At 51.8% G+C, this 14,337-nt stretch carries 15 protein-coding genes; 3 read left to right on the top strand and 12 right to left on the bottom strand.

Annotated features, from left to right (window positions below):
• Nucleotides 1-52: 52 nt before the first annotated feature.
• The 10 genes from QW772_00765 to QW772_00720 all read right to left on the bottom strand — a co-directional run bounded on the left by QW772_00765 (nucleotide 53) and on the right by QW772_00720 (nucleotide 9,641).
• Nucleotides 53-985 carry a U32 family peptidase gene (locus QW772_00765; GenBank protein MEM0037457.1) on the bottom strand — a complete coding sequence of 311 codons (933 nt, stop codon included), beginning with the start codon at nucleotides 983-985 and terminating at the stop codon, nucleotides 53-55.
• A 101-nt stretch (nucleotides 986-1,086) separates the two neighbouring features.
• On the bottom strand, nucleotides 1,087-1,599 hold the full coding sequence (locus tag QW772_00760) for a hypothetical protein (protein MEM0037456.1): 513 nt from the start codon (nucleotides 1,597-1,599) through the stop codon (nucleotides 1,087-1,089).
• Nucleotides 1,599-2,252 carry a nitroreductase family protein gene (locus QW772_00755; GenBank protein ID MEM0037455.1) on the bottom strand — a complete coding sequence of 218 codons (654 nt, stop codon included), beginning with the start codon at nucleotides 2,250-2,252 and terminating at the stop codon, nucleotides 1,599-1,601. The genes QW772_00760 and QW772_00755 overlap by 1 nt, the downstream gene beginning before the upstream one ends.
• A 270-nt stretch (nucleotides 2,253-2,522) precedes the next feature.
• A complete protein-coding gene (locus QW772_00750; protein ID MEM0037454.1) occupies nucleotides 2,523-3,275 on the bottom strand; it encodes a CoA-transferase in 753 nt (250 codons plus the stop codon).
• A gap of 11 nt (nucleotides 3,276-3,286) precedes the next feature.
• A complete protein-coding gene (locus tag QW772_00745; protein ID MEM0037453.1) occupies nucleotides 3,287-4,189 on the bottom strand; it encodes a CoA-transferase in 903 nt (300 codons plus the stop codon).
• Nucleotides 4,190-4,348: 159 nt separating this feature from the next.
• On the bottom strand, nucleotides 4,349-5,668 hold the full coding sequence (locus tag QW772_00740; protein MEM0037452.1) for a TRAP transporter large permease subunit: 1,320 nt from the start codon (nucleotides 5,666-5,668) through the stop codon (nucleotides 4,349-4,351).
• Nucleotides 5,665-6,162, bottom strand: coding sequence for a TRAP transporter small permease subunit (locus tag QW772_00735; protein ID MEM0037451.1), 498 nt, complete (start codon nucleotides 6,160-6,162; stop codon nucleotides 5,665-5,667). Before QW772_00735 ends, QW772_00740 begins: the two co-directional genes overlap by 4 nt.
• Nucleotides 6,163-6,196: 34 nt before the next feature.
• On the bottom strand, nucleotides 6,197-7,360 hold the full coding sequence (locus QW772_00730) for a TRAP transporter substrate-binding protein (GenBank protein ID MEM0037450.1): 1,164 nt from the start codon (nucleotides 7,358-7,360) through the stop codon (nucleotides 6,197-6,199).
• Nucleotides 7,361-7,588: 228 nt separating this feature from the next.
• Nucleotides 7,589-8,644 carry an Ldh family oxidoreductase gene (locus QW772_00725; GenBank protein MEM0037449.1) on the bottom strand — a complete coding sequence of 352 codons (1,056 nt, stop codon included), beginning with the start codon at nucleotides 8,642-8,644 and terminating at the stop codon, nucleotides 7,589-7,591.
• Between the two features lie 19 nt (nucleotides 8,645-8,663).
• Nucleotides 8,664-9,641, bottom strand: a complete 978-nt coding sequence (locus tag QW772_00720) for an alcohol dehydrogenase catalytic domain-containing protein (protein ID MEM0037448.1) — start codon at nucleotides 9,639-9,641, stop codon at nucleotides 8,664-8,666.
• 114 nt (nucleotides 9,642-9,755) lie between these two features.
• Here QW772_00720 and QW772_00715 point away from each other — a divergent pair, with 114 nt between their 5' ends.
• Entirely contained in the window at nucleotides 9,756-10,445 is a 690-nt protein-coding gene (locus tag QW772_00715; protein MEM0037447.1) for a type I 3-dehydroquinate dehydratase, read from the top strand.
• A gap of 52 nt (nucleotides 10,446-10,497) precedes the next feature.
• Here the strand turns inward: QW772_00715 and QW772_00710 are convergent, their stop codons facing one another.
• Nucleotides 10,498-11,445: an NAD(P)-dependent oxidoreductase gene (locus QW772_00710; protein MEM0037446.1), complete on the bottom strand. Its 948-nt coding sequence runs from the start codon at nucleotides 11,443-11,445 to the stop codon at nucleotides 10,498-10,500.
• A 127-nt stretch (nucleotides 11,446-11,572) separates the two neighbouring features.
• Between QW772_00710 and QW772_00705 the strand changes: the two genes are divergently transcribed.
• Complete coding sequence (locus tag QW772_00705) at nucleotides 11,573-11,971, top strand: cupin domain-containing protein (protein MEM0037445.1); 399 nt, start codon at nucleotides 11,573-11,575, stop codon at nucleotides 11,969-11,971.
• A 39-nt stretch (nucleotides 11,972-12,010) separates the two neighbouring features.
• Here the strand turns inward: QW772_00705 and QW772_00700 are convergent, their stop codons facing one another.
• Complete coding sequence (locus QW772_00700; protein MEM0037444.1) at nucleotides 12,011-13,852, bottom strand: aldehyde ferredoxin oxidoreductase family protein; 1,842 nt, start codon at nucleotides 13,850-13,852, stop codon at nucleotides 12,011-12,013.
• Between the two features lie 163 nt (nucleotides 13,853-14,015).
• On the opposite strand from QW772_00700, the gene QW772_00695 reads away from it, so the two are divergent.
• On the top strand, nucleotides 14,016-14,297 hold the full coding sequence (locus QW772_00695) for a hypothetical protein (protein MEM0037443.1): 282 nt from the start codon (nucleotides 14,016-14,018) through the stop codon (nucleotides 14,295-14,297).
• Nucleotides 14,298-14,337 lie beyond the last annotated feature (40 nt).

Here is a 14,337-nt window from a genome sequence, read left to right as displayed (position 1 = left end):
ACAACACGATTTTTGGAGCTCACCGATCTTAACGATGTGTGTGATAAAAAACTTACCTGGGGATTGCTAGGTCCTCCGCTCCTCTCCTGCTCTGAATGGCTTCTGGGAAGTACCTAGCTATGTGCTCCCTTATCATTATTGCCTGTAGCGCCATCTGCACGCCCTGATCTTTAGTCGTGGGCACGCCGTGAGTCTCCACGGCCGAGTTGCCTGTCTTTATGTGTACTGGAGCCGCCAACCTCACTATCTCGGGTGCCTCATAGTTCCTTATGAAGCCGCCCGTGGATCTCGGGTTGTCCACATGTATGTCTAGAGGTACCTTAACAGCAGCCCTGAGTGCGGCGATCATCGGTAGCTGTAGATCCCTAGCCGGGTTTATGCTGTCCGCACCTAAGGACTCGAATAGTTTGAAGGAGGCGGGGTTTCCGTGGCCGCAGTGCGCTGAGAGCTTGAACTTTATATCGCTCGGCAACTCGCCGGCTTTCCTCATCTCATTGACCACCCATAACATGCCCTCATCATATATCAAGAATCCCCTGACGCCAAACCTTAAAGCCCTCTTAATGTCCTCGATAGCGTACACCAGGTTCTCAACGCCCCTTAACCTGTACCCTAACCTGGCACCCTCAGGGGTTCCTGTAGCTCTCTGAGCACTAGTGTCGTAGGCAGCCCTAGGACCGACGGACATCACCAACTCCACCTTAAAGTCCTTAGCAAGCTGAACCATCTCCTCAAGCTCCCTGTCTGTATGACGCATGATGCCGTAAGTCTCGGTAATCCTGTTCACGACAACCCCATAGTTCTCAGTAGTCTCCAGAACAGCCCTCATAGCCACCGCAGTATTGACTGTGGGGATCTCAATCCTGAAATGAGCCCCGTCAGGGAACCTCAGGTTAGATGTCGGGAGCTCGTAAAGGTCGTGGTCCGGAAGACCTAACTTTTTAAGGAATTTCCTAGTCTCCTTACCAACCAATAGTTCTACCACGCTTTTACCACCAAATGAGATGTTTCCTTAGGCTTAAAAACTTTAATGGAGGTTCGCTCATACACATCATTAATAAGGACTCGCCGCCATGCTTCTATGGGTTACCTGTTGCTTCCACCTTTCGGAGATTCAAACACACAGATCGTTAGCGCACATCCTTCGTCAGTCATGTCAGCCATTACTAACTCTGAGGCAGCCTCCCCTTTATTCTTGAGTTCGTCTGCTATGTACATGACCATGTTCGCTATGGGACAGAATGTATGAGGCGGCACCTTCCTCTCTGAGAGTTCCTTATCTATCTCCTTATGTATGCATCCCTTAACGCTTACGTGAATCACCCTGCCAACGACCAGGTCGTCAAACTCTCTGACGAATTCTAGGCTATGACTCATATCCTTAGCTATCCCCAACTCTTTAACGGTCTCGCCAACCTTACCGAGTATCTCACCCCAGTCCTCATCCTCTCTGACTTTACCCTTTATCTTCTCGGCGAAGAAGTCCCTGCCAATTAAGTATGTTCTGAACCTGGAGCCCTCACCGCGTTGTTCGTAGAGAGCCTTCTTCAGTCCTTTAACCAGCACGTTGAAGTACTTAATGAGCTCCTCGCTACTCATCAGCTACCACCCCCCACTTTCCCACCGAAGGGGAACTTCCTGCCGAACTCCTCATAGAACGTGATCTCCTCAAGAGGCAGTCTAGGACGCGGCTTCGGTTGCTCGTCCGGATACCCCAACGCAATGATCGCATCCAGAGTGTACTCCTCAGGTATCTTAAGGAGCTCCTTAACCTTAAGCTCATCCCTAACATCTATCACAGGCGCCACGAGCCAGCACGCACCCAGGCCCAACGCATGCGCGGCCAACAACATGTTCTCAATGGCGGCTGACACGTCGTAGGGCGCGTCCCACACGTTCCTCCTCCCAACAACAACTATTAACACCGGCGCGTCCTTCATGAAAGCCGAGACCTCGCCGGTGATGAGCTTCCTGTAAACCCTCTTCCTCTTCTCTTCATCGGATATTTGAATCCTCTGGAACAACGCTCGAGTCATGTACTCGGACTTGAACCTCCTGCCACTCCCCGCAGCACCCCACCTGCCGAGGAGCTCCCTCTTAGCCTTATCCTTAACGACTATGAATCTCCACGGCTGAGCGTCCTCACCGCTCGGCGCCCACCTACCTGCCTCCAATATCTTCATTAAGACGTCGTCCGGCACGTCAACATCCCTATACTTACGGACACTCCTTCGAGTTAAGATAACCTGCATAAAGTCCCCTGGACTTTGAGACACTGCAGTTGTCACCATAGATAGATAATCAGTCAGAAATATAAGCTTTAACATCACCAAACCCCCATTCTGAAGAACAAGCCCTCTGGGGTGGGAGAAGGAGGTGTTAAAAGAGAGCTCAATACCCCCAGCTACGTCACCCTCGAAAGATGAGGGTCTGTAGTTACGGACCTCACGGAGGCGCGTCTCTGAGATCCATGAAATGACATCATCATTTAGGGAGGTGAGGACCTAAGCTGATCGGGATACCTATTCCTTAGCATATAGTGAGCGTGGTATTCTCTCTCTTAAGACTTTGAGTTCGTAGTCGCTTGGCTCCGGGGTGGTCACGACCTTCTCAGGGACGTCTAAGGTGAAGCCCGTGTTGCTGATTACCTCCTCAACAGTTATTCCGGGATGCACGCTGACTAACGACATTTTCCTCCTCACCCTGTCGAACTTGAGCACGGCCATGTCCGTAATGACCATTATGTCGCCGCCTCTTATCCCTAACTCCGCCCTATCCCTACCCCCGACATAACCGGGTGAAGTTATGAAGTACACCCTCTCCTTAAGCTTCCTCTTCTGGTGCCTCATAATAATTATGACCTTCCCGGCCGATGAGACTATGTCGTTACCACCACCACTCCCTGTGAAGTGTCTTTTCCTACCCTCAGACTCAACTATCGATGAATTGACGTTGCCGTGCATGTCTATCTCAAGCACCCCCACGAAGCCCACGTCAATCTTACCTCCTTGAAGCATGTACCCTAAGACCTCCACAGCATTGGTGAAGTAGGCTGACATGGACCAAGCCTTCAAGTCCGCTAGACCGACGCCGTAATCCGTTGAGTCCGGGTTCACAACCCCGTTCTCGAAGAATATAGTGGCTCTCGGCGCGTGCGTCTTCTTCGCCAGTATGGCGCAGGCCATTGGTAGTCCAAGACCCACCAACACGTTGTAATGGTCTTTAATCTCCCTGGCACCAGTCACAACCATTAACTCTTCAGGAACGTACTTCATGCATAACCACCCTAAAGTAGTGTCTTCGCCAAGTATATTAACCTTGAAAGCTCGCTGGAGCTCACCGCTTTCTTGAGGAACTCGTTAAAGTTCCCAACGCTTAACACATACTCCTCGAGGTACTTGCGAAATGAATCATCATCACACTGCATTTTCGCGTAGGAGCTTATGTGTCTCTCATCATGGTAGTAGTATCCATAGAGATTCGTCGGGTAAGCGCCGAACGGCTGAGCCACTATAGCGTCAACGCGGTAGTTAGGGACGTATATGAGGTCCCTGTCAACACGCTCTCTGGGAACCACCTCCTCAACGGATACTACCACTTTCTTGCTCGAGAACACCACCTCCTTAATGTCGAATTTAGGTCCGTAGATGTATATGTTGCCGTCCGTGTCTGCGGTTTGGGCGTGAATAACGGCGACATCAGGTCTCAGCGACTTCAGAATCACGTACTTCTCACCAGTGAAGGGACAGTTGAGTTCCGCGACCTCACCCTTCCTGAGGAGCTCACTATAGAGGTCTGAAGCTATCAGTGATTTAGTCGGCATGAAGCTCAACCCCAGAGCGCCTCCCAAGAACCTGGAAACCATCGCGAAGTTGCTGTACTCGTTTATACGTATCCTCCTATCCACTATGGCTCTGTTAACGCAGTCTATCCTACCGAGCCTGTCGAGAGACCCGCCCCCGTAATTCACCTCATTAACAACGCCTGCACCTACCATGAGGTCCAGCGCCATGTCGCCTATGGACTCTGACACAGTCAAACCACGTTTTCCCTGCCTTATTATCTCATGAGCTAAGGCCATAGCATTTCTGGTGATGGCGAAGCCCGCCATAGCTATGTGTGAGCCGTCGGAGATAAACCTCCTCACAGCTTCGGAAGCCTCCATAAGTTTTGACTCAACCTCACCCAACACACATCCCTCAACTATTATTTCAACGCATCGTTTTTAATTTTTCAACGTAACTCACTACCCACTCAGCAACAAGCCGCCAGTCAAGTTCATTACTTCTACTAATCATTGAGGAACCATAAAGGCTTTAATTAAAAAAAAAGAATTTCAAGGTAAGCTCTATAACGGCAGTCCGAGTAGCTTAGGCAACCACAATGCTAGATCAGGTATCAGTATTAGCAGGAAGTATATTATTAGGTAAGGAACCAACATCACCCACGCCTCCCTCATCACCTTAGCGTCAACACTCCCGCCAACAGCCCTAACGGTTGTGAAGAGCACTGTACCGATGGGCGGTGTGACAGTCCCTATTAAGTTGCCGAGCGCGAAGATCGCGTTGATGTGGTATGGGTTTATACCCATGGGCCGGAGCACCGCAGCGATCACTGGGGCTAACGTTATGTTAAAGATTATTAGGTCTAGGAACATTCCCAATATTAACAATAGAACCACAACAGCCAAGAGGGTTAGCAACGGGGATATGTAGCTCATCGAAACGAAGACCTCGTCAAGCACCACATACACCTTAGACATGCTCCAGACGTAGCTTAACATATATGAGGTCGATATTAGAAAGAACACTGAAGCCGTGGTGGTAGCTGAACTCACCACTATATCGCGTAAGGCCCTAAGGTTTAACCTCCTGTAAGCTAGAGCCAGGATCAGTGATGTGAGTCCCCCTATAGCACCGGCCTCGCTGACCGAGAGGAGGCCTGTGTAAATGCTTCCCAGAACGCCGAGAGGGACCGACGCCAGTGGAGCTGCTTTAAGTATGTTCCTGACGATTTGCTTAAGCGGGTACTTAGTCGTGTCGGGCTCCCCGTACTTGCGTTTAGTCGATACTATAGCCTCCCAAATTAGGAGTATTGCCGTAGCAATAATGCCCATGGATCCAACAACAGCGAAGTTAGTTAGTACTGAGGTGTTAGTTGATACGGACAAAACCAATGCCGGTATAGATGGTGGTATTAGCGCACCCAGAGGTCCTGCAGCAGCTAAGACTGCGATTACATGCTCCTTCGGATACTTCCTCTTCTCCATCTCACTACCCAGGAGGACTGAGAACGTCGCGGCAGTAGCCACGGCCGAGCCTGTAAGTAATCCGAAGATAGCGGACCCAATAATACCTATGAACGGGATCCCGTATCTCTTCTTACCTATGAGCGGATAAAGAAGCTGAACTAGCAGGGACGCAAGCCCTGTTATCTGAAACACAGCGCCCATGAACACGAAGAGGAATATCGCTATCAGAGCGAAGGAGCTGAAAGGCTGGTAGAAGGCCTTAACGATGAGGTATGGGTAGACGCTACCAACTATCACCGCCACCACTAGACTACCCAACCCTAAAGCCATCGCCAGCGGCACTCCAGCGAAGGCCAGAGCAAGGAATATTATGAAGAAAGATGCAGTGGCCAGTGCGGGGGTCTCAACACCTATCATTGCCTATCACCCGAAACCATGCCCACAGTCACTAAAACGTATCTAATCAGCATGAAGGTGAAGCCAACGACTAGCGCGGAGTAGTACGCTGCGAAAGGCCACCTCATGTACTCGGTGACACCGCGAGTGAGGAGGGGGAACGTTTGGTAGAGGAACCAGAGCATCAAGACTATGAAGGCTATTTTTACCAACTCCACAAACACGCTGTAGGCCCTACCGACCTTCCCGCGCGTCACTATTCTGTCGTAGAGTATCTTCGTTGCAACGTGATCTCCCTGCCCTACAACGAGCGACATGCCTAAGTTCACCATCCACAGATGTATCAGCAAGGAGAACTCATCCTCGTACGGTGTGGCCATTTGGAAGAAGTACCTGGCGACACCGACGTAGACCAGGAAAACTATTAACACGAGTCCCAGCAACGTGGCCGGGAACTCGAACAGGAATATTATTTTATCAAGAAAAGAGAGGATCTTACCAACGGTCTTGGGCATTATTGATTACCTCTCTCCTCTCCAGATGGTCGCGTTACTTCTTGCTAGCTCTGTAGTTCTCCAGCCAGCTAATGACGTCCTCTCCTATGTCGGCTTTCTTAGAGGCGATGAACTCCTTGTATTTCTGCAGGAAGGGCGCTGGGTCTGGGTACGTGACAGCCTTCATAGTTCTCTTTAGGAAGTCCAGGGCTATCTGCTCGTACAGCACGTCCCAGGTGTTCTTGATCTGCATAGCTATTTTCAGAGCCATGATCACGTCATTCTGTATGTCCGCGGGGAGGGCCTCGAACTGTTGCTTATTAACCAGTATTACGTGAGTCCCTATCATCCATGGGAAGACGGCGAGGTAGTTCTCTATTTCATACCACCTTGAAGCCACGTACCCTGTGAGGTCTTGATCGTGCCCCTCTATAGTCCCTGTCTGCAGAGCCGTGGCTATCTCCGTGTAGGCCATCGGCACTGCAACGAAGCCTAAAGCAGTCGCGGCGTCAACCACTATAGGACTCTGTATCACCCTAACTTTAATGCCCTTTATGTCGTCAATGGTGTAGATGGGCTTCTTCACCGTAGCAAACCATCTCTGCCCATAATATGAGGGACCCAGGATTATCACGTTACCTATCTCATCCCCGGCCTCCTTCAGCCTCTTAGCGCACACATCGGACTGAGCGAACGCCCAATACTCCTCCAAGTTCTGGAAGAGTCCTGGAGTATCGAAGAATAGCAGCTTCTTAGTGAAGGACGAGAGCACCGACACTGAGGTGGTGGTCATGAAGACCGTTCCAGTCCTCACGTGCTCTACGTTATCCCTCTCCGCACCCAGCTCGGCCGCTGTGTGAATGATCACTTTAACTCTGCCGCCCGTCCACTCCTCCACCAGATACTTGAATATCTTGTGTATCAGGTTATGGTCGTTGCACTCACCCCACTCGTTAAGGCTACACGGGTTAGGAGGCATGTGCGTCGCTGTATGTATCTCTATGACAGGCTGGGGGGTTGTCGTGGGCTGGACGGTTACGGTCGCCGTCAAGGTCCTGGTGGCTGTGGCGGTTACGGTAGCAGCACCGGCCGTTACTGTACGGGTGACGGTAGGGGCTGCAGGCACTGACATGCTGCCTATGAAGTACCCCGCAACACCTACCACGACGACCAGTACTAGGAAGACTACCATTAAGGATGTGGATACCTTGCTGCTCATTTTGAAGTACACCAAAATATGTTATATTTGAGGTTTTTAAGTGTTTCAAGCGCTAAACTGAAGACACCGTGGCCTCCCGCACCCTCACGATCCTTGTAGAGGACGGCGGGCTTCCGCCCAAGGCTTCAGGTCCGCGTCCGTTGCACGCCCGCGACGACCGGAAACCGTGTTGGCGAGGACTTCAGACGTAAATGCTAAGCAGTGAGGTTGAGTGAAAAGAGGGCTGGGCTATGCTAAGAAATTGGGCAGCTCTACACCCAATCTCATGGCGGTTTTCTTGAGCAGGTTGAGTGTTTCATGATCTAACGGTACGCCTTCCTTAAGGCGTTTCCTCATTAGGTTTATCTCTATCTCGCCGGGCAGATATATTTCAGAAACCCCACTAGCCTTCGGCGTTTCTTTGATTATTTTCTCGAAGTCCTGCATGTCCTTCAGGTACTCGTCGTAGGGTCTGAAGGCCTCCACGTTTATTGCTTCTATGAAGAAGCCCGTCCTGGAGGGTCCGCTGTAGTCGTCTAGGGCTTTTACGTAGATGCTGTAGGCTGACCCGGTAAGAATCCCGCTCAATATATCCACAGCCACCGCCAGGCCATACCCTTTAGGACCCCCTATCGGCGCTAAGGTCCCCCTTATCGCGGCTTCAGGGTCCGTCGTCGGTCTGCCCTCCTCGTCGAGAGCCCAGCCCTCAGGTATCCTCTCCTTCTTGAGGGCGGCTAATCTTATCTTTCCTCTAGCCACCACGCTGAGGGCCATGTCCAGGGTCACGTGCGCTCCGTCCTTAAACGGGAAAGTGATGCAGACGGGGTTGGTTCCCAACCTCGCAGTCTTACCTCCCCACGGCGCCATGGCAGGAGCCGCATTCGCTAAGACTATCCCCACCATCCCGCTCTCAGCTATCTTGATACCATAGTAGGCAGCCATCCCGAAGTGACTGGAGTTCCTAACACCGACCACGCCTACGCCATACTTCCTGGCCTTCTCAACAGCCGCGTTGACCGCATGCATTGCTGCGACGTAACCTAATCCGTTGTTGCCGTCTATAAGGCATGTGGCGCCGAAGTCACGCACTACTTGAGGTTTGGCTTTCGGGTCTATGAGGCCTCTTAAAATCCTCTCAACATAGCTGTGGAGCCTGACCACACCATGTGAATCCACGCCACGCAGGTTAGCCATAACCAGTGCGTCCGCGACGACCTCAGCATCGCTCTCGCTTACCCCGACACGCAATAACACAGCCTTGCAGAACTCGCGAAGTTCCCCCGAATTCACCAGGACCTGGTCCACTCTCAGTCACCATCTAGTATTAAACCTCGAAAAGCACCTTTAAAGACTTACCGCTGGCAGCAACTTCAAACGCCTTACCGCACTCGTCAAGCTTGAACTTATGGGTGATGAGCTTAAGCAATTCCCGGGAGAAGTCCTCCCTCCTCATAAGCCTTAGAGCGTCAATGTAGTCACCCAAGTATATAACGCTCCCCTCAACATTCAACGTACCCCTCACGAGCGGGTAGACCTCGACCTCCGCCCTATGGCTCAGAAGCCCTAGAACGACGATCTTACCCCCAGGCCTCAACCACCTGAAGGCCTGGGCGAAGCTCTCGTTGGTTGCTACAGCATCTATAACGTAGTCAGCCTTAGAGCCCTCAAAGTAATGCTTCACAGCATCGTCAGCGTCGCTCTTGGAAACATCTACAACCTTCCTGACCCCTATATCCTTCAGCAGCTCTATCCGGGGCTGAACCACCTCAGTCACGACGACGTTCACACTCATGTACTGGAGGGTGAGGGCTGTGAGCGCTCCAATAGGCCCGCCGCCCACGACAAGCACGTTGTCTGAGGGCAACAGGCTCGTATGTCTGAGCGCACGCAGGACAACCCCTAACGGGTCCGCCAGGACGGCGACCTCGTACGGCACTCCATCAGGGATCTTCCAAGCGAACTTGCTTGGCACGTCAACATACTCGGCGAAGACGCCGTCCCTAGTTATGCCATACACGATCTTGTTCTCACATATATCCATCCTACCCTTCCTGCAGTAATAGCAATTACCGCAGTACACGTTAGGCTCGATCACAACCCTATCCCCGACGCTGAAGCCCTTCACATTCCTGCCGACCTCTGCAACAACGCCTGCGGCCTCATGACCCATTATTATCGGGGTTCTGACGTTCCTCCTCCCGCGATAGACCTCTAAGTCACTCCCGCATATACCGGCTACCTTAACGTTAACCAGCACACTATCATCAGCGAGCTTGGGAGTAGGCACCTCCTCGGAAGCCACCTTATAAGCTTCTTTAAACAGACAAGCCTTCACTTTCAAACACACCAGGAGTTAACTTGCTTGCAGACTAAAAAACTTATTACCCTCAATTCACGAATCTCTCCTTGAGGGGGTGTGCAGACCATCTCCAGAAAGGTTGTGAAGCCTCTTCTCATAGCGGCGTTACCCGTGAGGAGTGCTAAGGACGTCGAGAGGATGCGTGAGGTAGTTGATATAGTTGATCTCGTCGAGCTTAGGGTTGACTACATGGATGATCCTCTAGCATTAGATTATGAGGGATTGAGGAGTGACAAGGTTTTGATCACGCTGAGAGACGTTGCCGAGGGCGGGGCTAAGAAGCACGCCGATGAGGTCAAGCTCAAGTTGCTGAATAGGCTTGACGACCTCGGAATGCTTTACGACGTTGAAATGCTCTTCATAGAGAAACACGGCAATGAAGTCAACTACGAAGGCAAGATAGTCTCACATCACATAATCGATTCCTCACACCCGATAGACGCCGAAGGATTGCGTGGGAGGGCGAGGAAGTACCTGGATAAGGCTTTAATAGTTAAGGTGGTCACAGTCCCGTTCCCGGGATATAAGACCTTCCTCACATCCCTGCTGGAGCTGGGGGACAACGTCGCCGTGATGCCCATGAGCACTAACCCGCAAGAGAGGATAGCGTTCACGTTGCTAGGTTCGAAAATACTGTTCTGCTGCATAGAGACCCCGACAGCCTTAGGTCAGATCCGATGTAGCGATGTCAAAGCGGTTTTAGACACGATAACGAAACGCACTAGCTATGTTCCTGACGTGAAGTAAAGAACCTACAGACCTTTTAACTGGTAATGTATAACTGAATAGCTCTAGCGTATCACTCAACACTGCCTCTAGATGTGACCTCCACGTAGTTCTTCACACCGCTAATCAGGTCATACCTAGGCGTGAAATTGAGTTCAGTCCGGGCTCTTTCAATCACCAGGGGTCCTTGAACTGGGTAGATCAGGTGGCCGGGCATGTCCCCGAAGGAAACGCTGGTGTTGGGGTAGAGGGACTTGATGGTCTCCAAGACTTCTCTGAGGGTGCATATCGTGCCAATACCTATGTTGTACACCTTACCAGCCGGCCTCCTGGCCTTAAGCGCCAGATACACGGAATTGGCGGCATCGGCCACATGCAACGGCTCCACCCTCATACTTTCAGTAAACGGGATGGTAGCCGCCTCCCCCTTCACGGCAGATTCAATAATGTAGTTAATCAGTCGAGTGCCTCCCCCATAAATCCCCGGACCGTAGATCATCGGGAACCTCAAAGCGATGAAGTCCAGCCCGTAAAGTTCACTGTACTTGAGGCCCATGAACTCCGACGTCAGTTTAGTGATACCGTACACGGAGTTAGGTCTCTTAGGGTGGTCCTCATGCACGGGCGCCTCGCCAGTAACGCCGTACACGGCCTCAGAGCTCGCGTAGACGAGTTTCTCAACATCCATCACCCTCGAGATCTCGAGCAGGTTAAGCGTCCCCTCAACATTAACTTTAAAGGCCTTAGGCGGGTTGTCTTCAGAATCCTTCGTCAGCATGGTGGCCAGGTGAACCATGTGTTTAACGTCAAGCTTCCTAACGGTCTCCAACACTCTGGGGACGTCAAGCAAGTCACCCCTAACAAACCTAATCTTATTGAGGTCGGCCTTGTAGAACCGCCTGAGCACGTCTGGCTGTACTGTAGCCACGTCATAAGCGATGACGTCGTAACCTTCATCACTTAACCTCTTTAAGACGTGCAGGCCGAGGAAGCCGCACCCTCCGGTAACTAGAACACTCACGCACAACACCCCACTACATCTGGGGCAGTGGACCTAATAAGTTTCAATATTGTATTTACACAATCCCTCAACACCGGTGTTGAGGGAGGCATAACTTTATATTGTTGAACCCCGGTAGGTTTATGAGGTGTATAAAGTGGGCAAGACCGTGAGGGTAGTTAAGTTTGATCAAGCTGAGGAGTTCCCTGCACCACCACCATCCAAGAAGGTAAGCAAGATATTGATAGATCCTGTCGAGGGCTCAATCAACGCGGCCATAGGTGTGGCCACGTACCCGCCTGGCGAGAAGGGGGCTATGCACGCGCATGAGAATTGCGAGGAGTACATGATTGTCTTAAGCGGAAAGGCTAAAGTCGTAAGGGAGGACGGTAGTTACGAGATAGCTGAGGCCAGGGACCTAATATACGCCCCACCTCAGGTCAAGCATGCGTTAGAGAACGGCGGCGATACTGACTTAGTGTTCGTCTGGATATACGTGCCTCCGGGCGAGGAGAAGAAGATAAGGGAGAGGAAAGCTAAGAAATAGCTCTGAGATTATCCAGGCACGAAGCACTTTTAAATCACGTTAAATTAAATCAAGCTCCCTCAGCTTTTCAGCGGTCGGCACGCCGTCAGGTGTCCAGCCACGTACCTCGTAATACTTCCTCAGCATCTCAGCCAGGTTCGGTGCCTTGCCCGCCGTCCCGCCCTCACTGAGCGGCTCGAGCATTCTGGATGGTAGAGCGTCGTCCTTGACTGTTACCCCCCACTCCAAGTTTAGAAGTCTCTTCAGGTTGAAGGACCTCTCACCCACCTTAACCAGCTCTGCAGCGTTAATCTCCCACCCTGTCGTTAGCTTCAACAAATCAAGCACGTCCTTCACCTCAACGCTGGCTGAGATAGCATACTTGCACATGACGAGGGAGTCGAAGACCTCCATGTAGTCCTGCATCACTTTAACAACATGCCAACTCTGATCCACTTGGAAGCGGTCTATAGGTTCCTTAATCCCCAGCTCAGGATATACCGAGCCCTGAGCCACTCTGTGAGGCCAGGCTAGGTGGCACGCACCCCTGTTCATGGTGGCGTAACTCAGCCCTTGAACAAAGAACGCCCTGCCGTCGTGGGCAGGTACCTCCAACCCTTTGACGTGTAGAGCGTACCTGCAGGCGTCGCCGCCTATAGCCTCGCACGCCCTCTTAACCCCTTCACCAAGCAGGAACCACAGCCTACCGTCCCTCTTGACGATCCTCTCTATGGCGTCAAGCATGACTGCAGGATCGCCGAAAGCCAGCCTAACACCCCCAGTATCGCCGTCCGTTATTAAACCCTTCTCATACACCTCGAAAGCGAAGCCCAACACACCACCAAGCGATATGGTGTCGATACCGTACTCGTTGCAGAGGTGGTTAGCCAGTATTATTGATTCAGTATCATCTATGAGTAGGTTGCTGCCAAGCATGCCGACAGTCTCGTAGTCAGGCGTCCTAGCCACTATGTGGGAAGACCCCACCTTGATCTTTGAAGTCCTCTTACAGCTTATTGGACATCCCCAGCAGGGGGCGAGCCTATCCAAGTACTTCTCAGCCAGGTACTCCCCGCTGATCTTCACAATGCTTTCATCGCTCCACAAACCCTTAGAGAAGTTCTTTATCGGTAAGTTACCGAGCTTATAGTACCGCTGGACCGCCCCAGTAGTGCCGAACTTCTTGAGCCGCTGACCGCCGGCCGACCTAACCATCTTAGCCACTAGGTTCCTGGTATATTCCTGCAGCCTCTCCCTGTAGGCTATGGGGACTTCCTTACTACCCTTAACCGCCACAGCCTTCAACCCCTTGTAACCCATCACAGCCCCGACGCCGCTCCTGCCGGCCACGCCACCGTCGCTGGCGACTATGCTGGCATACCTCACTAAGTTCTCCCCAGCCCTACCTATGGCTAAAGCGCAGGAATCCCTCCCCATCAGCGAATTCAGTTCGCTGAAGACATCGGAGGTGTTCTTGCCCCACATGCCCTTAGCGCTCTTGAGCTCTACACTATCATCCTCTATGCTGAGCCAGACAGGCCCCCCAGACCTCCCGTGAATCACCACGGCGTCGTAGCCCGCCTTCTTAAGCTGGAGGGCGAAGCGAGTTCCTGCATGAGCTTCACCCCATGCATTACTCAGCGGGGATCTCGTCGCTATCGACACTCTGGCACTGGAAGGTATGAGGGGATTGTTGAAAGGCCCGGTCGCTATAATCAGGAAGTTACCGTCGCTGAAGGGCTCACTCCGCAGTTCCATCCGATCCCTAATTATGTGTGCTGCAAGACCCGAACCCCCTAAGTAACGCCTAGCAACCGTGGAGTCAAGCCTCTCAACACGGACGTTACCGTTGGATAAGTCAACGTAGAGTATATTTCCAGCATATCCTGGAAGATCCGGCATACAGTTTCACACCAGCATATTATCCACGCCCGCAATAAAAATCTTCCCAATGCGGGCCTGCAATCCTGGGAAGTTAAGGAGGGCCCTACGAGGACATCATGCTGAACACCCATGAGAGAGTGCTTTATAACGACTAAACCAAGACTGAGTGTGAGGGACCCACATGGAACTGGAGATCACTACAGTAATCCCCAAGAGGACCGTGCGCCTGAGTGACGTGGACTTAAACAAAGACTTAAAGAGCATTTTAGACGAGTTATGTACGAGCAGTGAAGAATTCTGCATCAACGAGGATGAGCAGGTCATAATCCTAGCGTCCGGTACTAAAATCCTCCCGTACAACGAGGACCTCAGCAGGATCAAGCCCTCCGAACTGAAGCAACAATCGGGAGGCAACTCCGACGTAATTAAGATTATCATAGCTCCTGTGCTGGAGGGCGGCTGAGCTTACTGAGGCTCAACACTCACTTCCCTCATTAAGGGAG

It is taken from the genome of Zestosphaera sp., from assembly GCA_038727705.1.
Classification (GTDB): domain Archaea; phylum Thermoproteota; class Thermoprotei_A; order Sulfolobales; family NBVN01; genus Zestomicrobium.
This window is presented reverse-complemented; position numbering and strand designations above follow the sequence as displayed.